This window comes from Dyadobacter pollutisoli, from assembly GCF_026625565.1.
GTDB classification, from domain to species: domain Bacteria; phylum Bacteroidota; class Bacteroidia; order Cytophagales; family Spirosomataceae; genus Dyadobacter; species Dyadobacter pollutisoli.
In genome coordinates this window covers 1,519,870-1,541,433 of record NZ_CP112998.1, presented here as the reverse complement: position 1 = coordinate 1,541,433, position 21,564 = coordinate 1,519,870, and the positions used below count along the sequence as shown (strand labels likewise).

Annotated in this window: 18 protein-coding genes; 6 read left to right on the top strand and 12 right to left on the bottom strand. The window is 46.8% G+C overall.

The annotated features are described in order from the left end of the window. Positions 1-69: 69 nt before the first annotated feature. Positions 70-753, top strand: coding sequence for an outer membrane beta-barrel protein (locus ON006_RS06390; protein WP_244819314.1), 684 nt, complete (start codon positions 70-72; stop codon positions 751-753). A 55-nt stretch (positions 754-808) separates the two neighbouring features. Here the strand turns inward: ON006_RS06390 and fdhA are convergent, their stop codons facing one another. Next, positions 809-1,996 carry a formaldehyde dehydrogenase, glutathione-independent gene (gene fdhA / locus ON006_RS06385; RefSeq protein WP_244819315.1) on the bottom strand — a complete coding sequence of 396 codons (1,188 nt, stop codon included), beginning with the start codon at positions 1,994-1,996 and terminating at the stop codon, positions 809-811. Between the two features lie 180 nt (positions 1,997-2,176). Further along, positions 2,177-2,755: an O-methyltransferase gene (locus ON006_RS06380; RefSeq protein ID WP_244819316.1), complete on the bottom strand. Its 579-nt coding sequence runs from the start codon at positions 2,753-2,755 to the stop codon at positions 2,177-2,179. 234 nt (positions 2,756-2,989) lie between these two features. Between ON006_RS06380 and ON006_RS06375 the strand changes: the two genes are divergently transcribed. Continuing rightward, entirely contained in the window at positions 2,990-3,982 is a 993-nt protein-coding gene (locus ON006_RS06375) for a ScyD/ScyE family protein (RefSeq protein ID WP_244819317.1), read from the top strand. 64 nt (positions 3,983-4,046) lie between these two features. Here ON006_RS06375 and ON006_RS06370 read toward each other — a convergent pair whose 3' ends face one another. The 6 genes from ON006_RS06370 to ON006_RS06345 all read right to left on the bottom strand — a co-directional run bounded on the left by ON006_RS06370 (position 4,047) and on the right by ON006_RS06345 (position 11,292). Then, a complete protein-coding gene (locus ON006_RS06370; protein WP_244819318.1) occupies positions 4,047-5,210 on the bottom strand; it encodes an AI-2E family transporter in 1,164 nt (387 codons plus the stop codon). Between the two features lie 125 nt (positions 5,211-5,335). Then, complete coding sequence (locus tag ON006_RS06365) at positions 5,336-5,893, bottom strand: hypothetical protein (RefSeq protein WP_244819319.1); 558 nt, start codon at positions 5,891-5,893, stop codon at positions 5,336-5,338. A 41-nt stretch (positions 5,894-5,934) separates the two neighbouring features. Continuing rightward, positions 5,935-6,531: a 2'-5' RNA ligase family protein gene (locus tag ON006_RS06360; protein WP_244819320.1), complete on the bottom strand. Its 597-nt coding sequence runs from the start codon at positions 6,529-6,531 to the stop codon at positions 5,935-5,937. A gap of 119 nt (positions 6,532-6,650) precedes the next feature. Continuing rightward, positions 6,651-10,313 carry a phosphoribosylformylglycinamidine synthase gene (gene purL / locus ON006_RS06355; RefSeq protein WP_244819321.1) on the bottom strand — a complete coding sequence of 1,221 codons (3,663 nt, stop codon included), beginning with the start codon at positions 10,311-10,313 and terminating at the stop codon, positions 6,651-6,653. 146 nt (positions 10,314-10,459) lie between these two features. Beyond that, complete coding sequence (locus tag ON006_RS06350; protein WP_244819322.1) at positions 10,460-10,939, bottom strand: DUF6644 family protein; 480 nt, start codon at positions 10,937-10,939, stop codon at positions 10,460-10,462. Continuing rightward, positions 10,939-11,292, bottom strand: a complete 354-nt coding sequence (locus ON006_RS06345) for a hypothetical protein (RefSeq protein ID WP_244819323.1) — start codon at positions 11,290-11,292, stop codon at positions 10,939-10,941. The genes ON006_RS06350 and ON006_RS06345 overlap by 1 nt, the downstream gene beginning before the upstream one ends. A 135-nt stretch (positions 11,293-11,427) precedes the next feature. Here ON006_RS06345 and ON006_RS06340 point away from each other — a divergent pair, with 135 nt between their 5' ends. Further along, the gene (locus ON006_RS06340; protein ID WP_244819324.1) at positions 11,428-11,985 is read left to right on the top strand and encodes a DUF4468 domain-containing protein; all 558 of its coding nucleotides are present in this window, start codon (positions 11,428-11,430) and stop codon (positions 11,983-11,985) included. Positions 11,986-11,988: 3 nt separating this feature from the next. Here ON006_RS06340 and ON006_RS06335 read toward each other — a convergent pair whose 3' ends face one another. Then, positions 11,989-12,816, bottom strand: coding sequence for an SGNH/GDSL hydrolase family protein (locus tag ON006_RS06335; RefSeq protein ID WP_244819325.1), 828 nt, complete (start codon positions 12,814-12,816; stop codon positions 11,989-11,991). A gap of 178 nt (positions 12,817-12,994) precedes the next feature. Between ON006_RS06335 and ON006_RS06330 the strand changes: the two genes are divergently transcribed. Then, the gene (locus tag ON006_RS06330) at positions 12,995-15,835 is read left to right on the top strand and encodes a PQQ-dependent sugar dehydrogenase (RefSeq protein WP_244819326.1); all 2,841 of its coding nucleotides are present in this window, start codon (positions 12,995-12,997) and stop codon (positions 15,833-15,835) included. A 127-nt stretch (positions 15,836-15,962) separates the two neighbouring features. On the opposite strand, the gene ON006_RS06325 is transcribed toward ON006_RS06330, so the two are convergent. Further along, positions 15,963-16,154 (bottom strand): cold-shock protein, encoded by a 192-nt coding sequence (locus ON006_RS06325; RefSeq protein ID WP_244819327.1) that lies wholly within the window; start codon positions 16,152-16,154, stop codon positions 15,963-15,965. 95 nt (positions 16,155-16,249) lie between these two features. Here ON006_RS06325 and ON006_RS06320 point away from each other — a divergent pair, with 95 nt between their 5' ends. Continuing rightward, positions 16,250-17,131, top strand: a complete 882-nt coding sequence (locus ON006_RS06320; protein ID WP_244819328.1) for a transglutaminase family protein — start codon at positions 16,250-16,252, stop codon at positions 17,129-17,131. Between the two features lie 218 nt (positions 17,132-17,349). Further along, positions 17,350-19,575, top strand: coding sequence for a DUF7133 domain-containing protein (locus tag ON006_RS06315; RefSeq protein WP_244819329.1), 2,226 nt, complete (start codon positions 17,350-17,352; stop codon positions 19,573-19,575). Positions 19,576-19,696: 121 nt separating this feature from the next. On the opposite strand, the gene ON006_RS06310 is transcribed toward ON006_RS06315, so the two are convergent. Together ON006_RS06310 and ON006_RS06305 are read right to left on the bottom strand one after the other, a co-directional pair. Beyond that, entirely contained in the window at positions 19,697-20,941 is a 1,245-nt protein-coding gene (locus ON006_RS06310) for a hypothetical protein (RefSeq protein WP_244819330.1), read from the bottom strand. Positions 20,942-21,087: 146 nt separating this feature from the next. Then, entirely contained in the window at positions 21,088-21,543 is a 456-nt protein-coding gene (locus tag ON006_RS06305; protein ID WP_244819331.1) for a LysE family translocator, read from the bottom strand. Positions 21,544-21,564 lie beyond the last annotated feature (21 nt).

Genomic DNA, 21,564 nt, shown 5'->3' with positions numbered 1-21,564 from the left:
TCGGCAAGCTCATTCCAACTTTTTCGGCCAGCTTGTTGTCATGATAGAACTAACTCGTTCTCATCATTTATGAAAAATCCATTACTCTTTTCCCTCACGCTTCTGCTCATCGCAGGTTCTGTTCAGGCTCAGAATTCTCATAAATTCAAGAGGTTTGGCGTAGGAATTTATGCCGGGCCGCAGCTTTTTGGGAAAATATATACTGACGACAAGCTCGCCGATATCTCGGGCATTACAGCCGGTCTGGACATCAGGTATGCGTTCTCGAAACAGCCACAAGGTTTCTCCCTGCATTTGCAACCCAGTTTCAATACTTTTCGGCATTTCACTGCCGAGGGCGCCAATACGCAGTTCTATCGCGAAACTACCTGGCGATGGGAAGCATTTCATTTGCCACTGCTTGCCAGGTACACTTTTACCTCTGGCAGGATTAGGCCCTTTGCTGAAATTGGCCCTACGCTCCGGTTCCGCAAAGCTTTAACGATCCGAGAGTACGGCTACATCTGCGGTTTTGCAGGTTGCAGCAACAGCGACTATACCACCAATCTTCAATCAGAAGTTAACAAAGACCCGATTGTACTGACTGCCGCAGCCGGTGTCGAAATTGATGTTTGGAAAGTAACCATCCCGATTTCCGTAAGGTTGCAGGAGGGTTTAAGTAGCTACGAAATGAAGGGTTACCTGGCAGACGGCCCCTATTATGAAGGATTGAAAACCAGGGCGATACAAGTTACGGCAGGGATTAGTTTTTAAATTTGATAAAACAATCAGCCTGACCGAACAGGTCCGATCAGGCTGACAATCATCTTTACGCAATCATCCCGTGCGGATCGATTACAAACTTCTTGGCGGCGCCTTTATCGAAATCCTGATAACCTCGTGGAGCGTCTTGCAAACTGATTACTTCCACGTTAACAGCCTTGGCGATTTTGATTTTGTCATACAAAATGGCATTCATGAGCTGGCGGTGGTACTTCATAACGGGACATTGTCCTGTATAAAAAGAGTGCGATTTAGCCCAACCCAGTCCAATCCGAATGCTTAGGCTTCCTTCCTGGGCCGCTTTATCTTTGGCCCCTGGGTCTCCTGTTACGTAAAGTCCGGGAATACCGATCGCGCCACCGGCACGGGTAACTGCCATGGCAGTATTGAGCACCGTTGCTGGTCGCTCTTCTGCTGCATGAGCACCGTGACCCCTGGCTTCAAAACCCACGCAGTCTACAAAACAATCTACTTCCGGCACACCGATGATGGCTTCAATGGCTTGCTCAAGCGGTGTATCTTTGGTCAGGTCAATCACTTCACAACCAAAGCTTTTCGCCTGATCGAGTCTTTCCTTTATCATATCCCCCACAATCACCACAGCCGCTCCAAGCAGATGACAGGAAGCCGCGCAGGCCAGTCCCACCGGGCCGGCACCGGCCACATACACGATCGATCCCGGACCTACACCCGCAGTTACTGCGCCGTGGTAACCGGTCGGGAAAATATCAGATAGCAGGGTAAGGTCCTTAATGTAAGCCATTCCCTGATCCTTGTCGGGGAATTTGAGCAAATTAAAATCCGCATAAGGTACCATTACATACTCAGCCTGCCCTCCTACCCAGCCACCCATATCCACGTAACCATACGCGGCCCCGGGGCGTGCCGGATTTACATTCAAACAAATACCAGTTCTGCCTTCCTTGCAATTGCGACACCTTCCGCAGGCAATGTTAAATGGCACCGACACCAGATCCCCTACTTTGATAAACTCAACGTCCTTTCCTGCTTCCAGCACAATTCCTGTGATCTCGTGACCCAGCACCAGCCCAGCCGGAGCAGTAGTACGCCCCCGGACCATATGCTGGTCACTTCCGCAAATATTGGTGGACACGATTTTGAGGATAACGCCATGTTCACATTTGCGGTTACCCAAAGCAAGTTTAGGATATTCTATTTCCTGAATCTCCACTTCTCCGGGCTTAATGTAAGCTACTCCATGATTTTGGCACATAAGGTAAATTTTAAGGGGTTAGTATTGAACTCTTACATTCTTCGATAATTATAAAATTATCTGGCAATTATTAAATTCAAATACCTAAATCCTCGAAATTTACTCTTATAATGACGTCATAAATTTAATTTTCGCAGCCCATGACCTGGTTTGGCCCTTTTGCTTTCAACATTGTATTGGTCAAACTTTAACGGCGATAACAATACCGGTGGCCCAAACCTGCCTGGTTAACGCCAGGTCAGTCCGGCTGTCGAGGTATTCGAGCAGGTTCAATGCTTTCATGTCGTGCCCTTCCGGCCAGTTAGGCTGAGGTAGCATATCGTCAATGATATAAAAAGCACCTGGATTCAGCATACCCAATACTTCATCCAGAAGCAGGTACTTCCCGTGCCAGGTATCGGCAAAAATGTAATCATACTTTTCACCTTTGTTATTTTCAACCCAATCAGCGCCGTCGGTGTGGAGCAGCGTCAGTCTCGGGTCGCTTGCTAAATGGTTGGCTGCAATGTCCAGAAAACGCGCGTCATTATCGATGGATACCAGTGTTGAGCCTTGATCCATACCAGCCAGTATCCAGGCTGTCGACAAACCTGTACCAGTTCCCAATTCGAGCATTTTGCTGCCAGGTTTAGCGGCTGCGAGCGTTTTCAGCAACGAGCATGTGTGAATGTCTGATGCCATCGTAAAACCTGATTTCTTTGTTTCCTCGTCAATGGCCGTGTAGGCTGCCGGAATGGGCTGGTTGATATCTTGCGTCATGGTACTGGAAAATTTTGTTTGGTAATCGATTGTGAAAATACCTGTCCTGAAAGCATTCACAAATTAATTGGTGCAAATTCAATTGAAGGACATTGCTCACTACCGCTTAATAAAAAGCCAAGTCAATAGCCCCCAAACACAAGACAATTCATTCTGATAATATTTATATTTGAAGTTAACTGCCATTAGGCAGCAAGTTGCAATTCTGCTACCAACGTTCACTAAACCAACACTATGAAAAAGCACCATTTACAACCACTTTCTGTTTATCTGCTGCTCTTTTTTGGCGTATTTGCCTGCACCGATCACGTCGAACCCATTCCCGAGCCCACCCAATTTGCCGTTTCCGATTTCGCCTCTGGTTTAAGAGCACCCATAGGGATGGTCGTTGATGAGAAAGGTCAATTGTGGGTTTCCGAAGCAGGCACTGGAAATAATGATGGATCCATTGTGATGATTACACCCGGTGGACTCAAAACTACGGTGCTAACAGGTTTTTTGTCGGCCGCCAGCCCGGAGGGAGGTCCGGAGGGTCTTAGCCACCTGTACTACGAAAACGGAAAACTGTATGTCTTGCATGGCCTGGAAGGGTTCCTTTATATCGTAGACGTGTCCAATTTCAAAGCTAGCGATCCGGCAATGGCCCTGAATTTGGTTCCAAAAGAGGATATTGGTACATATGTAAAAACGCTCAATCTGACAAATCCTTTAAACTCTAATGCATTCAGCCTTACGAAAGGTCCGGATGGGCATTTTTATATTGGGGATGCAGGAGCAAATGCGATTATCAAGCGTGACAAGGATACCCACGCATTGAGCTTGTTTGCAAAAATACCAGGACCTTCCATGACCGTTGACGCTGTTCCTACTGGCATTGTATTCGACGGGACTAAGTTTCTCGTGAGCCAACTTACAGGTTTCCCATTCGCCTCAGGTGTTGCAAATGTATTTCAGGTTACGACAGACGGAACCGTTAGTGTTCACAAAAGCGGCTTTACCACACTCACGCACCTGACATTGACTGTTAATAACAAGCCGCTACTGCTCCATTTCGGCGATTTCGCACTTCCAGATGGCTTCCTGCCATTTACCGGTTCAATTTTGAATGAGGACGGAACTGTTCTGCTGGGTGGATTGATGATGCCCACTGACATTAAACGCAGTGGCGACCGGACATTTTATGTTCAAAGTTATGCGTTGGGGACTATTCAAAAGTTGACATACTGATTCACAACAAACACAAAGGCCCTAATTCGGTAGTTTTCGGATTGGGCCTTTGCTTTTTTGTATCTCAAAGCAACGGTTTGGAATTATCTTCCGCTTCCTCGGGATTAACTACTTTTCCGGAGGGATTAACAGGCATCGTATCACCAAGTAATTTCCCCCACGGTTTGAGCTCATCGATCCGGTCAAAAATAATTTTGAGTACTGCTATAAAAGGTATGGACAAAAACATCCCGCTCACTCCCCAGAGCGTACCGCCCAAAAGGACCACCAATATCGAAATGAGTGCGTTAACCGAAACCTTGGAAGATACCACCCTGGGAACAATGATGTTATTATCGGCAAATTGGATCAATGTATAGGCACCGATGATCAGCAACGGCGTGGTATAGCCGTCTTTGGTGATAAACGACATGAGCACGGGCAGCGCAATGGCCACAACCCCACCGATATAGGGAATCAGGTTCAAAATTGCCCCGATCACACCCAGCAAGAGCGCGTACTTGACGCCCAGAGAGAGGAGAGCTATTGAATTAAGTGTGGCAACGATGGAAGTTTCGATCATTAACCCTACAATGTAACTTTGTACAGCCCCCTTCGTTTCTTTCAAAATCTCTGCTACCTGCTCGGAGTTATCCTCATCAAAAACCTCAAATATAAAATTGAGAATGAGAGGCTTGTAGAACAGTAACAGAAAAATATATAACGGAATCAGTACAAAAAAACTGATCACTCCGAAAACCGTGTTTAATGTTTTTCCAATATAAGTACGGCTGCTGTTCATGGCTTCATCGACCATACTCATTTGCTTTTCGGTGGAGATACCGAAACTGGTGGACAGCCAGCTTTGCAGATTAGCCAATAGCGCCTCCGTTTTCTTTTGAAGCTGCGGGAGCATTTCGCCAAAATGTGCGATTTGGGACGAAAGGAAAAACATGATTCCGGCAACGACCAGTATGGCCAGAAAAACAGTCAGGACTATGGCCAGGACTTTATTAACATTCCACTTTTGGAACCTGTTGTATACCGGATTTAGCAAAATAGCAATCAATCCCGCGAACGCAAAGGGAACTATGATGTCTTGCAGAAGATATAAAAAGTAAAAGAACAGATACATGCCGATCAGCGACATCGGAGCCTTGATGTAAAAAGGATAGCCTTGCCTGGCATGCAGCCACTGATCAGGATTAACAGATTGGCTCCCCTTGCTTTTCTTAAAAAACAAGCCCATAAAGTTCGATTTGGTTTAAGGTATAAAGTATCGGCACACGCCAAAAGCAACCGGTTGGTGGCAACTCCGAAAAGAATATCAAAACAGTGCCAGACCTTACTGAAAGTGGGACTGTGAAGGCGAAACTATCCGGCGCTCCTGCTTAGATATAGTACATTATCTTCTGCCGGATGATAATGTGTGTAGACCTGGGCCCCTTCTTTCAACTCATTAAACCACTCCTCGTCAACATCGATGGGCACGATCCTTTTGCTTCTTGGATGTTGAACTTTTAAATAATAAGACCTTGGATTACCATTGGAATTCCTCGTGCGTGGGTGAATGATCAGTTCCTTGGCTTGGATTGCGCAAAAAGCCTGCTGCGTTAGTGACGCCTTGGGATATAGCCAGTACTTCCTCGCTACGTGCAGCGCTGTCGGCAGGAATGGCATCAGTATTAATACCAGACCCACTGCCGCCAGTAACCGGTAAGGATTCGATTCCTGATCGCCAGCTTGGGCCTCACCGGCCAAACTATTGAGCAGCTGGCTGGTTTTTTCCGGTTGCAATATGAGTCCGATAAAAACGATTAAAAACAACAAAGCCAAAATGTAGAAAAGCCAACTGCTGCCACGTTTTCTCCACTTTTCAATTTTATAAATAAGCAGATCTCCGTAAAACTCGCTTTTTGTATATCTGTTCATATTGCCGAATTATCTCGTCAAACTAACAACTCTTGCAAATATTAAGGCTGAAACAAATCCAGCTGAACAGGCGGAGCACTGTCTCCAAGTAACGGAAGTAAGTCTACCACATCATACTGGCGGCGCTTCTCGTTGAATTTCCGGATCACAAAAGCGTTGCAATGAAAACTGGCCTCAAAACCGTCAAAAACGGTGTAGGCCAGTGCAATCCACTCCCGCGTCAGTCGCCTGCCGATAGACATATGCGGGTTTTTAGATTCGTCGGCCCACTTTCGGATATATTGCTTTTTCAGCTTTTTGTCAAATGTCTTCATTACAACCTCCGTCCGATCTCGGATCGCCTGGCTGGATCCGTCAGTTGGTTTAATGTAAAATGCGGAAAAGTTGGCCCTGTCAAAGTCACCAAAACCTGAGAATGTGATCTCAAATGGCGTTAACCCGGAAACGATTCGCTGGTATTCAGCTAAAATGAATGGATAGTTTTCTTCCTCCGCCTCAAATCCGTCGAGCGAAATATGTGCTTCCGCATTGGCGCTGCCGTAGCTTTTGCCGATGGCTGTCTTATATGATTGCTTCAAGTCCGCCAGCTGCTGCGAGATTTCCGGGCTTGGCATAATAGCTAGTGAATATTGGTCCACGAGGCGTTGGATTTAGTTAAAAAAGTTAAATAGCGTGTCGTATTAGTCAGTTCAAATCTACATTTTTTACCACAAAAAACCCGCCGTAAACAGCGGGTTTAAAATCTTGGGTCTAATTTTCACTTCTCCTTTTCAATCCATTGCCTTGCATTCACGAAGGCTTCCATCCATGGACTTACTTCGTCTTTTCTTCCCTCGGGATAATTGGCCCAATGCCATTGGAAAAGTGATCTTTCTATATGAGGCATCATCACCAAATGTCTGCCCGTTTCGTCGCAGATCATAGCCGTGTTGAAAACTGACCCATTCGGACTTGCCGGGTAAGTTTCGTAACCGTATTTGGCGACAATGTTGTATTGATCTTCGGTATATGGGAAATCAAACCGGCCTTCTCCATGTGAAACCCAAACACCCAAAGTGCTGCCTGCCAAAGTAGAAAGCATTACCGATTTATTAGGCTGAATGGTCAGGGATGTGAAGATACTTTCGTGCTTGCCACTGGCGTTGTGCAGCATTTTAGGCTTTTCTTCATGGTTTTCATTGATCAGCCCCAATTCTATGAAAAGCTGGCACCCGTTACAAACACCTACCGACAATGTGTCCTCCCGTTTGAAGAAATTTTCGAGCGCAATTTTAGCCTTCTCGTTATAAAGGAACGCTCCGGCCCAACCTTTTGCAGAACCCAACACATCGGAATTAGAAAACCCTCCTACTGCACCGATGAACTGAATATCTTCCAGTGTTTCCCGGCCTGAGATCAGGTCAGTCATGTGTACGTCCTTCACATCAAAACCTGCCAGATACATTGCATTGGCCAATTCTCTTTCTGAATTACTACCTTTTTCGCGAAGTACCGCTGCTTTTGGTCTTGGTTTGGAAGCATCGATAACAGGTTTCTTTCCGTCGTATTGTGCAGGAAATTTATAACGAAGCAGGTGGTTTTTATAATGATCGAAACGCTCCTTCGCTAGTGCTGGTTTGGTTTGTTTTTTGTCAAGCAGGTAGGACGTTTTAAACCAGACATCACGTAAATGTTCGATGTCAAAATCCCAGCTGTTGCTTGAATCTTTTATTACCAGCGTAGCGGCCAGATTTACAGTTCCAATTTTGCTAAAAGCAACATCATTCGCTGTCAAAACTGCCTCAGCCGACTCGTCGGCCTGGAACACGATAGCGATATTTTCAGCAAAAAGCTTTTCAATGATATCCTGCTCACCTAGTCCGGAAAGATCAATAGTAGCGCCCAGACCACGATCTGCAAAACACATTTCCAACAGCGTAGTGATCAAACCACCGCTTCCGATGTCATGACCTGCCTGAATTTTACCTGCCTTAATGAGTTCTTGAACGGTATTAAAAGTGGTTTTAAACTGAGCCGCATCCTGAATATCAGGTGTTTCAGAACCAATTTTATTCAATATCTGGGCAAATGATGAGCCGCCCAGTTTATAGGTATCTCCTGAAAGGTTAATGTAGTAGATCGCACCGCCACTTTTCTTCAAAACCGGCTCCACGACCGCGGTAATGTCATCGCAATGTCCGGCCGCGGAAATAATCACCGTGCCCGGCGCGATCACCTCGTCGCCTTTGTATTTCTGCTTCATAGAAAGCGAATCTTTACCCGTAGGAATGTTGATCCCCAGGCCAATCGCAAACTCCGAGCAAGCTTTCACGGCTTTGTATAAACGCGCATCTTCGCCCTCATTTTTACAAGCCCACATCCAGTTTGCTGAAAGTGACACACTGGTCAGTCCATCTTTGAGAGGCGCCCATACAATATTGGAAAGCGATTCTGCAATCGCATTACGGCTACCTGCTGCCGGATCGATCAACGCTGAAAGTGGTGCGTGGCCTATCGAGGTAGCGATGCCGTCTTTTCCCTGAAAATCAAGGGCCATTACTCCCACATTATTCAGCGGTAATTGCAACGGACCAGCACATTGCTGTTTGGCAACATGGCCACCCACGCAGCGGTCTACCTTGTTGGTAAGCCAATCTTTGCTGGCAACAGCTTCCAGTTGCAGCAACTGTTCCAGATATTGGTGAAGTTTGGCAATCTCATATTGGACCGGCTGATAATTTCTCTCAACCGTTTTATCATTCATCACCACCTTCGGAGAACTGCCAAACATGTCGTCCATTTTCAGGTCCATCGGTTTGGCGCCTGTTTTCGCAGACTCAAATGTAAACCGGTGATTGCCCGTCACATTACCGACTGTATACATCGGAGCCCTTTCCCTGTCAGCGATTTTCTGTAAAGTTTCAATGTTCTCCTTGCTGATCACTAATCCCATACGTTCCTGGGATTCGTTACCGATGATTTCCTTGGCCGAAAGTGTCGGGTCACCTACCGGCAATTTATCCAGATCAATATTACCACCGGTTTCCTCGACCAGTTCAGACAAACAGTTTAAATGGCCACCCGCACCATGGTCGTGAATAGAAACGATCGTGTTGTTTCCGCTCTCCACCATTCCGCGAACCGCATTGGCCACACGCTTCTGCATTTCAGGATTTGAACGCTGGATCGCATTCAGCTCTATGCCAGATCCAAATGCGCCTGTGTCAGCCGAAGAAACAGCGGCACCACCCATTCCGATCCGGTAATTCTCACCGCCTAATACTACTATTTTATCGTCGATCTGCGGCTTCTCTTTTTTAGCCTGATCTGCTTTTCCGTAACCAATACCGCCAGCTTGCATGATCACCTTGTCATAACCCAGCTTGCGGCCTTCTTCTTCATGTTCGAAAGTAAGCACAGATCCGACGATCAATGGCTGACCGAATTTGTTACCAAAATCCGTAGCGCCATTGGAAGCCTTAATGAGGATATCCATTGGGGTTTGATACAACCATTGCCTTTCTTCAACACCTTTTTCCCATGGACGATTTTCTTCCAGGCGGGAAAGCGCGGTCATATAAACGGCGGTTCCGGCCAGAGGTAATGAACCTTGCCCGCCAGCAAGCCTGTCACGGATTTCTCCGCCTGAACCAGTGGCTGCGCCATTGAATGGTTCTACTGTGGTTGGGAAATTATGCGTTTCCGCTTTCAGCGACAGTACTGATTCAAAATCCTTTATTTCGTAAAATTCAGGAACATCCGGCCGTTTCGGCGCGAATTGCTGAACAACAGGGCCTTTTACAAAAGCCACATTGTCCTTATATGCCGAAACAATGGAGTTAGGATTCGTTTCCGAAGTCTTGCGGATCAATTTAAAGAGCGATATAGGCTGCTCCTCACCGTCAATGACAAAGGTACCGTTGAAGATCTTATGACGGCAGTGCTCAGAGTTGACCTGTGAAAAACCAAAAACCTCCGAATCCGTTAATTTCCGGCCTAGTTTTTCAGCCAGTTTATTTAGATAGTCGACCTCCTCATCGCTAAGGGAAAGCCCTTCTTCTTTGTTATAAGCAGCAATGTCAGCAATTTCCAGAATGGATTCCGGCTGAATGCTAATCGTGTAAATTTCCTGGTTAAGCTCGCTGTATTTTTGCGAAAGCATCGGATCGAAGTCCGTAAAATCCGCTTCAACCCGCTTAAATTCCTCGATACGGATAATACCCTGAATGTCCATATTCTGGGTGATTTCAACCGCATTGGTACTCCACGGCGTGATCATGGCAGCGCGGGGGCCAACAAAGAAATCAGCAATTGTGGTTTGGCTTTGAAGTTGCGCACCACCAAACAGCCATGTTAATTTTGAAGTATCTGAGGCTGTGAGCGTTCGCTCTATTTGTAATGCAAAAACTGTGTTGTGATCGTCGGCGAAGAAGTAAATCATGGTATCGTTTTATGGTGCAAAGGTAATTTAATTTTTCCCCGATGCCCATTTGAAGGATAAAAATTGCATTCTCTATATGTAACAGTCGAACGATACTGTGTTGTTCCTGAGAAAGGTGAATTTCTGAACTCGGTTAACTTTCAACCCTAATATGCCAACAAACGTCCGCAGGCGATGATGGCAATCCACACGATAATGGATACAAAGGCTGATAATTTGGAGGACACAGGAAGTTCTTGCGCGGTTTGTGTATTGCCCTGCTTCTTATAGATAAACTGATGGAAGATAAAGACATTCAATGCTGCTACTGCCAGCAAGGTCATTTTCAGCCAAAATGTAAAGTCAGTTCCCAAGGCTTTCGCATTGGTGATAAATAGTAAAATACCAGACGGAATGATCAGGATAAGGCCCCGCTGCGACCATGGTAGCAAATGCCTGGCCAGACCCGTAACCGGAAGGTTTTTGGAATAACCCAGCAGCCGCAGATCGAAAAGGAATGCAGCCCCTACCAGCATCACAATTCCAATAATATGTACAATTTCCAAAGCCGGATAAAGCCACAAGGACTGCCTGATACCGACAGCCCAAGAGCTTTTTTCCAGCCATTCAAGATTTTCAAGCACCATTAACGCAGTTCAAATTTCTTGCCGCCAACAAATATCCGCTCGGCACGCATCTCATTTTTTTCTGTTTTGTGCGGATAGGCAACCAGCCTTACTGATGTTCCTTTTGTGATCATATCGGCAGTCAACCCACGATCAGTCATACGGCTTGTCGGCGCCAGAAAGACAGTAATGAGCTCTTTTTTATACTTTACCTTCGCCAACACGTGGGGATTTTCATAAATAGATTCTTCGATTTTTGTCTCAAAATCCGTTGGTTTGGTCTGGTCATAATCTGCCCAGCCGTGATGTAAAAAAGTAAAAGATGCGCAAAAAAAGAACGCAAGTGCCAGTGAAATTTTTGTCAGTTGAGTCATAACCTGCTGAGTTTAGTGTATTTAAAATTAATCCATTAAAATGATTTTTAAAACTAAAACCATAGGCAAAACCCATTCACTCCATTAAAAAGGTTTTCAACTATATTTGCCCCCCAAAACAATTTTCCCGAAGTCTTGAAATATATCATCTTATTCCTTTTTACTTTCTTCGCTTATCAGACATTCGCCCAGGACGGTTTTCTTCCAATGGACAGCGAAAAAAATATCTTGTATTCCGACTCAGGAAAGCCCGAACTGAGTAAAATGGAAATTTATAAAAAGGCGCAGGAATGGGTCAGTAAGACTTTTGGAAACTATGAAAACGCGGTCACAGGCGACAGCCAGGAAATAGGTAGGCTACTCATTACAAGCTACGTGCCGGTATCACATCCCCTTTACGAATACGTGCGATTTGACCTGTCTATCGAATGTAGGGATACTATGTACATGGCCAAAATATCAAAGCTCGACGGGATATCGACCCTACGCAGCCCGGCCAGGCTCGGTGCAAGAGAGAATGACATGATCACCGCCAAGGAAATAGCAGTAAAAACTGAAACGAACCGAAAAAAGAAATCAGTAGCACAAGAAGCACTCCAGCTTGCCAAAGCCGGTAATGAGGCCATCAACAACGCGATGTACAACCTGCTTGGCAGTCTGAAGGTGTCGGTTACGGCCAAAGACAGTCACTAGGTGTTATTTTAGCCCTTTCCATTTTTTAATCAGCATCTCGGCGATCACCTCGTAACCTTTGTCGGAAGGATGCAACCCGTCGTAAGTCATATTACTAGCTTCTACCGGATAAGGATATTGATCGGTTTCCGGATTAAAAGGAATCGATGTGTACTCCGGATACGTGTAGTTTTTGTAATTACCTGTCTGCGGATCTTTGAGTTTCTTAAAATTCACCATATTGTTCAGGTCAATGCCGCTGTCATGGTAAAGATCGACGACGGGAAATTTCTCGTGCTTGCCGATGGCGACCACCGCGTCGGCAAATTGTTCGAGATTCTGCTCCTTTTTAGGCTTATAGGAGCCGTAAGCATTGTTTTTTGAACTATTGATATAGACAAAATCCCCGCGCTGCATGGGCGTAATGAGAATGATCTTCGCTTTTTTGTTGAGCAGTTTTAATTTATCGGTAATGATCCGGAAAGCGCCGTAAACTGTACCGGTACCCTTATTCTCTTCAAAATCGGCAATAGTACCCAGCGCCCGGCCTTGCCACCAGTCGTTGGTACCCAGAAAAACCGTGTACACATCGGCTTTTACAAGATTAAGCGACTCAATTTTATCGGCGATATTAATAGATGTCCATCCGTTATGCCCCTGGTTGATGTACTGCACACGGGGATATTTTTCGGAGATCAATGTCAGGTAACCTTTTGTGACGCGGTTTCCGGTTTCATTCTGGTGATCATTCAGGTAGGTGATCGAATCGCCGATGGCCACCCAGGTGATTTTCCGGCGGGCAGCACCATTGAAAACTAAAACGATTAAAAGGAGCAGGACAAATTTTTTCATGAATGATTGGATTGCATTAACGACCGAATATAGTAATCCATATCCGGTCGTTTTTTACTGCTGTATTCACCGACTAATTTCTGGCAGCGACATAAATTCACCTGGCTCCAAATGCCCTTTGTTTTGATCAATTTTTTCACAATATTACCACAAGATCGACCTAACCGTTTTCAACCTTATGATAAAATTCTCCGTACCCAGGTCCAGCTCAATCCGGCTGGCAGCAACCCTTTGTGCAGTCTCCCTGGCCTCTTTCACTTTACAGGACACTACCCCCAAACCTGATGAGAGCAGATTTACGCCTGTTGTCATTGCCGATAACCTGGATGAGCCTATGGTTTTTGAAGTGATGAAAGATGGTACCGCCTACATTATTGAAAGAAAAGGGGCTCTGAAAAAATATGACCCCGTAACCAAATCCACCGACTTGATTGCGACTATTCCCGTCAATACCAAATATACCAGCGCAGAGGGCGTGGTACGGGAGGCGGAAGAAGGGTTAATGGGCTTTACCATGGACCCGAATTATGAGAAGAATCACTGGATTTATCTGTACTATGCCCACCCTACCGAGAAAAAACACATACTTGGACGTTGGGAGATAAAAGAGGGACAGTTGGTGGAAGCCTCCAAAAAGACATTGCTCGAAGTGGAAACCCAGCGTGAAGTGTGCTGTCATACGGGCGGTGGTATGACCTGGGATAAGGCAGGTAATCTTTACCTGACAGTGGGTAACAACACGGGTAACCAAAAAGGCGCGCAGACCGACGAGCGTCCGGGCAGAAGCAGCTGGGACGACCAGGGGCATGCCGGCAATACCAATGATTTGAGAGGAAAAATATTGAGGATCCACCCGGAGCCGAACGGCACGGCAGGGGCCGCCCCATACACCATTCCCGAAGGAAATCTTTATCCGAAAGGAACTGCCAAAACCCGCCCGGAAATATATTCAATGGGCCATAGAAACCCATGGCGTATCGCAGTCGATAGCAAAACAGGTTACGTTTACTGGGGTGAAGTAGGACCTGATGCAGGGGAAGATTCGGAGATTGGGCCAAAAGGCTATGACGAGTTGAACCAGGCCAAAAAGCCGGGCAACTTCGGCTGGCCTTGGTTTGTGGGTAATGACCAGGCATTTCCGGTTTATGACTATGCAACCGATAAGCCTCTTGCCAAAAAAGATCCAAAAAACCTGGTCAATACCTCTCCTAACAACACAGGACTAACAGACCTTCTTCCGACAGCGCCTAGCTTTATTTACTATCCTTACGGTGTTTCTGAGAAATTTCCGCTGGTCGGCTCAGGTTCTCGCAGCGCTACTGGAGGTCCCATTTACCACCAGGCCGATTTTACAAATCCAAAGCGGCCGTGGCCAGCTTACTATGAGAATAAATGGATTGCCGCCGACTTCTCCCGCGGCTGGATCATGGCTATCAGCATGGACGACAAAGGTGACTACCAATCAATGGAGCGTGTGCTGCCTAACTACCACCCGGTTCAGCCGATCGACATCAAATTCGGGCCGGACGGAGACCTTTACATTCTCGAATACGGTAGCAACTGGTTCAGAAAAAGTGATAACTCCCGATTGGTCAGGATCGAATACAATGGTGGCAACCGCAAGCCTTTAGTGGAAATTGCTACCGACAAAAAAGGAGGTACCGTGCCTTTTCAGGCCAAGCTGTCATCGGAAGGAACCAAAGATTACGATGGTGATGCATTGAAATACAGCTGGAAAATCGCCAGCGCAGGCAAGGTCCTGAAAACATTTACCACTACTAATCCTGAAATCACTTTCGATAAGCCCGGCGTCTATACCGCTACTTTGACGGTTACCGACGCCAAAGGATCCAGCAATAGCAAGTCATTGAAAGTCGTCGCCGGTAACGAGCCGCCCAAAGTAACGGTGAACCTGGACGGAAATCAGACGTTTTTCTTTGCAGGCAAACCCATTCGTTACCAGGTAGATGTGGACGACAAAGAAGACGGTAGCCTGGCGGCAGGAAAAATCAAACCAGAGCAGGTAGCGGTCAGCATCGATTACACCTCAGAGGGTTTTGACTACGCCGAAGTCATTCAGAGCCAGCGCAGCGTGGACGCATCTACACAGTTTGCGGTGGCGCAGGTACTCATGGGCAAAAGCGATTGCAAAGTCTGCCACCAGCCCAATACCAAGTCTGTTGGCCCTTCATTTGCTGATATTTCAAATAAATACAAAGGCCAGAACGGCGCGCTCGACAAGCTCGTCAAAAAGGTATTGGAAGGCGGCTCGGGCGTTTGGGGAGAAGTAGCAATGGCTGCCCATCCCAGCCTGCCAGTGGCCGACGCGGAGGTTATTGTCAAGTACATTCTCAACAGTACGGATAAAACGCTGAGCACATTGGCCGTCAAAGGCGACTATACGCCCGATATCCCGAAAGGTGACAATGGAAAAGGTAAGGTATTGATCCGGGCGGCATTCACCGACCGGGCTGTCGGTAACAGCAAGGCCATTCCCGCCCAAACAACCGAAGAAATGATCGTGCTAAGAAATCCTGAGATCTTCGCAGCGGAAGCTGCCGTGGTGAAAGGCGCCGAACTAAAAGCGTTGGGCGTGGCCGGACAAGGTTTCAGCGTAGTCAGTTTTGACAATAGTTATCTGGGTTTCAAAAGCATTGATCTTTCAGGAATACAAAAATTGGAACTGAATGCTGCCGCTCAAAAACGCGAAGGCAGCGTGGGAGGTACGATTGAAGTGAGACTGGATTCTCCTACCGGAGAAATTATCGGTCAGCAAAAGGTTGAAATGGCACCCGAGGTAGATATCGCCAAGGTGATGGCTGAAATGGAGAGCGAGAAAAAGAATGCCAAGCCAGCGACTCCCGCGAAAGCACCAACCAACCGTTTTGCCAGACCTCCCGTACACGTCAGCCTGCGCGATACCAAAGGCAAACATGACTTGTACCTGGTTTTCAAAAACGACAATGCCAAGTCGATCGAGCCATTGTTTTCGTTTTCAAAAATTACTTTCCAGCAGTAGCAATGTAAACTGATTTTGCTTCATCTTCTCAACAGGTCAGCATTGGTGATCTGTTGAGAAGATTGCAATAAGGCACAAAAAAATCCTCCTTGTTGGGGAGGATCTTACAATGATATATGAACAAAAATCAGATAACGCTAACGTTAACTGCGTTTAATCCTTTTCTACCATTCTCCACTTCGTAAGACACAGTATCGTTTTCGCGAATGTCAGTATTTAGACCTGACGAATGTACAAAAATGTCGTCTCCACCATTTGTAGGAGAAATGAAGCCAAAGCCTTTGGTTTCATTAAAAAATTTAACAGTTCCTTCTTGCATTATTTTATTTTAAATTAGAGTGCAAATATACGATAATATTCTAAATATTTTACCTAAATTGAATAAATTCAGTATTTTATTCACTCTTATTAGGTATGTCTCTTTCGGTTGCTATTTATCACAAAACGGAATATGTTTATGACCGGAAGGTTTTTCTTTCTCCGCATCTTTTTCGTCTCAGGCCAGCGGCGCATGCGCACGCGGTCATCAACAGCTATCAGCTGACGATCCTGCCTCCGAGCCATTACATTCATTGGCAGCAGGATTTGTTCGGTAATTTTATTGCCAGGGCCGATTTCTCAGAAGCGATCAATGGTATGTCGCTGGAAGTGAGGTTGGATGCTACATTGAACCCATATAATCCTTTTGATTTTTTGCTGGATGATTTTGCAAGGTTTTTTCCATTCTATTATCCTTCACGGATTCAAAGTGACCTGGCTTCCTACACCGAAATACTGGACTGGGGACCGCGGATCACGGACCTGGTTCAAAAAGCAAGAGCGCTCACAGGAGACACCATCGGCTTTTTGGTTGAACTGAACAAGCTCATATACAACCATGTAGGCTACATACAAAGAATGCAGGCGGGCATACAGACCTGTGAACAAACATTGGAAAGCGGCATGGGCGCCTGTCGGGATTCAGCTTGGCTGCTGGTGCAGGTAATGCGTCACCTTGGCCTGGCAAGCCGCTTTGCTTCGGGTTATCTGGTTCAGTTTATTGGTGATGCCACCATTGGCTCGGTTGATTTACATGCCTGGGCAGAAGTATTTATTCCCGGAGCAGGCTGGATCGGACTTGACGCAACATCCGGACTTTTCACAAGCGAAGGCCACATTCCGCTGGCCTGTACGCCGCGCCCCGCAGATGCTGCCGTGGTCACTGGCACCACCGACCCGTGCCAATCGAATATTTACTACCAGAGCTCAGTAACCAAGCTACCGGCAGGAAATAATCAGGCGCTTCCACTTTTCTGAGAACAAATCTGATAGCCTTTTAGGCGCATCCTGCCGTACCTCACCGGGAGTTAATCAAACTTTAACACAGCCGCACATTAAATGCGAGACTGTGATGGCTTTTTGTTTAAATATGGACCCATTACGATATGGCCTCAACTTCCTAACCTGAATTCCGGCTCATGACCAGCCGTATTCATGCTAACCTTTAAATCCTTTATCTTTTTTATTTCGATTTTATGAACAAAAAAATTAGCCTAGCCACTCTTGCCACGGCCTTCATCATGGTCACGTGCCAGGTGTCCCGGCAGGGTACGTCGGATACCATACTGAGGACCACCGATGCATCAGTGAGTGCCATACCTGCATTCACCTCAGATCCCTCGCCTGCTTACCTCACACCAGAGCAAAGCATTAAAACCTTCAAGCTTCCCAAAGGCTATCACCTTGAACTCGTTGCCAGCGAGCCCATGATCCACGAGCCGGTTGCCATAGCATGGGACGGTAATGCACGTATGTATGTAGCCGAGCTCAACACCTATATGCAGGATGTGGAAGGAACCGGCGAGCATGCGCCAACCAGCAGGGTAATGTTATTGGAAGACACCGATAATGATGGTAAAATGGACAAAAGCTCTGTTTTTATCGACAAGATGCTGCTGCCCAGGATGCTGCTGTGTGTTGGCAACGAGGTATTGGTCAATGAGACGGATACTTATGATGTTTTCAGCTACAAAGACACTAACAAAGACGGCGTTGCAGATGTCAAAAGACCAGTTTACACACCTGGTAAAAAGTCGCCCGGTAACCTCGAACATCAGCGCAGCGGGCTGGACTGGAATGTCGACAACTGGATTTATATGGCCGTGGACCCGGTACGGTTTCGCTACAAGAATAAAATGCTGGTGCCCGATTCAATTCCAAGCGGTTCCAGCGGGCAATGGGGTATCACTCACGACAACTACGGCAGGCTTTTCTTCTCATCGGCCGGGGGTGAAAATCCTGCATATGGGTTTCAGATCAATCCCGTTTATGGCAGAATGGAATTCGATGACCAGTTTAGTGAACAATTCAACGAGGTATGGCCCATTATTAAAACACCAGATGTGGAAGGTGGCTTGAAACGTCTGCGCCCGGATACCACATTAAACCATTTCACGGCAAGTTGCGGGCAGGTCATTTTTCGTGGCGACAGGCTCCCGGCTGATTTGCAGGGCGATCTGCTGATCAGCGAGCCGGTCGGACGGCTGATCCGCCGCGCCAAAGTAATTAACAAAAATGGAAAGATCACCCTCGAAAATGCTTATCAGAAAGAAGAATTCATCGCCTCTACGGACATGAATTTCAGGGGCGTAAATATGTACACCGGCCCGGATGGCTGCCTGTACCTGGTAGACATGAACCGCGGCATTATCCAGGAAGGGAACTGGACAGGCCCCAACAGCTACCTGCGCCCGCAGATCAAACGTCTTGGCCTTGACAAAAATATTCAGCACGGCCGGATTTACCGGATGGTATATGACGGCATCAAACCCGGCCCTAAGCCGCATATGCTGGATGAAACCTCTGCCAAACTAGTCACTTACCTGGGCCATCCCAATGGCTGGTGGCGCGATAATGCTCAAAAGGAGCTTATTGTCCGCAATGATCAGTCCGTAGTACCGGCATTAAAAACGATTCTGGCAAGTCAAACCGGCAAAGCGGGTGCATTTTCACGCCTGCATGCGTTATGGACATTAGAAGGTCTCGACGCACTGGACCAGACCAGTGTTGCCAGCGCGATGAAAGACCAGGATGCTGAAATCAGGAAAGCAGCCGTAAGACTGGCGGAATCGTATCTGAAAAAGGACAATGCGCTCATCAACAATCTTACCGCATTGAAAACCGACCCAAGTAGCGACGTGCGTATGCAGATGGTGTTTTCGCTTGCACACAGCAAGTCTGCGGAGGCAAAAAGGCTCTCAGACGACCTGGTTACTGCATCGAATGGAAATCCGGTATTTGCCCGTGCGGTAAGAAGTATTGAGAAAAATGAGGATGCCAAAAAGTTTGGCCTTCGCCTGGGCAGGCTGGACGCTAGCGACCGGACGTTGGTCATGAATGGTTCGATCATTTACAAATCGTTGTGCGCTACCTGCCACGGCGCCGATGGCAAAGGACTAGTCAGCAAAACCGCTCCGCCATTAGCCGGTTCCAAAAGGCTGGCCCGTAGCACGGATGCCTCCGTGCACATTCTGCTGCACGGTCTCTCCGGCCCTGTCGACGGGCAGACCTACCCTAGTGAAATGCCATCCATGAAGGACAATGATGATCAATGGATCGCCTCGGTGGTCAGCTACGTGCGCCACGAGTTTTCCAACGCCCCTCCTATCCGGCCGGACGCAGTCAAGGCTATCCGCGAAAAGACTTCGGGACGTGACAAGGCCTGGACATTGGAAGAGCTCACGGAGAAAAAGGCGCAGTAAGATTTGTTGGAATAGTCATTTGTAGTCAGGAGTAGTCATTTGTAGTTAAAAAGTTGAGCGTAGTTTCAGACTACGCTCAACTTAGGGTTTTGACTTTTGAAGAAGCGGGAATGTTCAGCGATTAGTTAACCTGCTTTACCCGAAAAACACCTTTCACAGCCGTAGTACCTATTTGAAGTGGACTGGGCGCGGTGTCAATCCAGCCAGCGGGCTCCACGGTGAATGTACCCATGACCCAGGCTTTGTCGGAAAAGTCAACTTTTAATGAGCCGCCACTTACCGCCAGGTTTTTTCCGTAAATATGCTGGTAGACCAGCTTGCCTTTGTTGAGATTAAAAGCAACATCAATACCCTTTGTCCAATAAAAATTACCGGTTGCAGCCCCTTTCCAATGCAAGGTCAAGCTCTCCTTACCGTCCATGCCCTGGATAACATTCCTCACGCCGGTGATATTGGCCCCTCCTGCATAAGTGCGCCAGCCGCCTCCGTCCAGTTGCACGGATACTCCTTCCGGGGCCGTAAAAATGTTGCAAACCAGCCTGATATCTTTAAAAATGACGCCATCAATCTTTACGGTTTGGTTCAGAAAAAGGGTCACCGCGGCCGGATTGACAGACGGAATCGAGGAAGGTGCATCATACTGGGCCTCGGTTTGGTCAGGTTTGAGTACTCCCTCACCGCGCAGCTGCCATTTTTCAATGTATTTTGATGGAATGCGCTCAGGAAGCGGCACAAAGTAATCACCTTCGACAATCTCTGATTCCCTGATCTGGAAAGCTACCAGAAGCAGGTTGCCACCCGGGTTCAAAAACGAGTTACCAGGATAAATGTACATTTTCTGAAACAACCCCCAATCGCTGAAATGCGTGGTCTGAACACTCACGGAACGGGCAGTTGTATCAAGACTTTTAAAGGACGGCGACTGCCAGACTCCCTTGTCGTTTTGATATGCAATGCTTAATGCTTGCGGGAAGGAACCATTCACATTTGTCTCATCATACTTGAATGAAACTGTAACCGGTTTGGCGAAGATCTGTCCGTGTGGTAGTAAACGGAACGCCTGGCCCGTGCCAGCCGGGCATTGGTTACTAAGTGGCTGTACAGAAATCGTTTGCTCGGAGCTCAGCGCACCAGCAGGAATGGTGACGCGGATACTTTCATCAGCGGACTGGATTGTCCCGCCAGCAGGGCCTATATTGGCTGTGATGGCAGTTCCTTCCACAGTACCTATTGGTGTAACAGCACCGGTGACTTTGCCGGGAATCTCATCGTCCGGCTTGGGTGTAACAGGCTCATCCTTTGGGTCACAGGAGGCAATCAGAACAGTGAGCGCAAGGCCCACCAGCAATTTAAACGGATTTTTCATGGCAGATAATAATGATAACTTTATGAGAATTGATCTTGTCATTTGACCCCACAAAATTACAAGCCATTGAAACCCTGTAAAATAGACGGTACTACCCATTTTCATGAGCAGTACTGCCTACTTCCGGTATTGGTCTGTTGATCTGATTATTTTTTATCCAAAGCCATTTTCAGCGCCAGGCCTGTGAGGATCAAAATCTGCGTAATGCCCAGTTGCAGACTTTGGCCCATCACCGAGCCATTTTCGGGTTTGATAAACTGAGGAAAGAAGGAAAGATAAAATACGGCCGCCTTAGGGTTGAGCACATTGGTAAAAAAACCCATACTGAATAGCTTCGCCGGATTGTCATTTTCCAGGTCAGCCTGCATTTCAAATAAACCCTTGTTTCCAGGTTTGACAGCCTGATAAGCCAGGTACAGCAAATAAAGCGTGCCGGCAGTTTTCAAAAATGTATAAGCCAGCGGCACGGCAAATAAAACAGCTGTCAGACCAAATGAAACCATGATGATTGGATTGTTACAATCATCCAATTTCAAAAAATCTGGTAGTCCAATGTAGCCATATCGCCCGCGCGACTTTACCCGGTAACCGTTGGATAACATTAGAAATTAAAATATTGATAC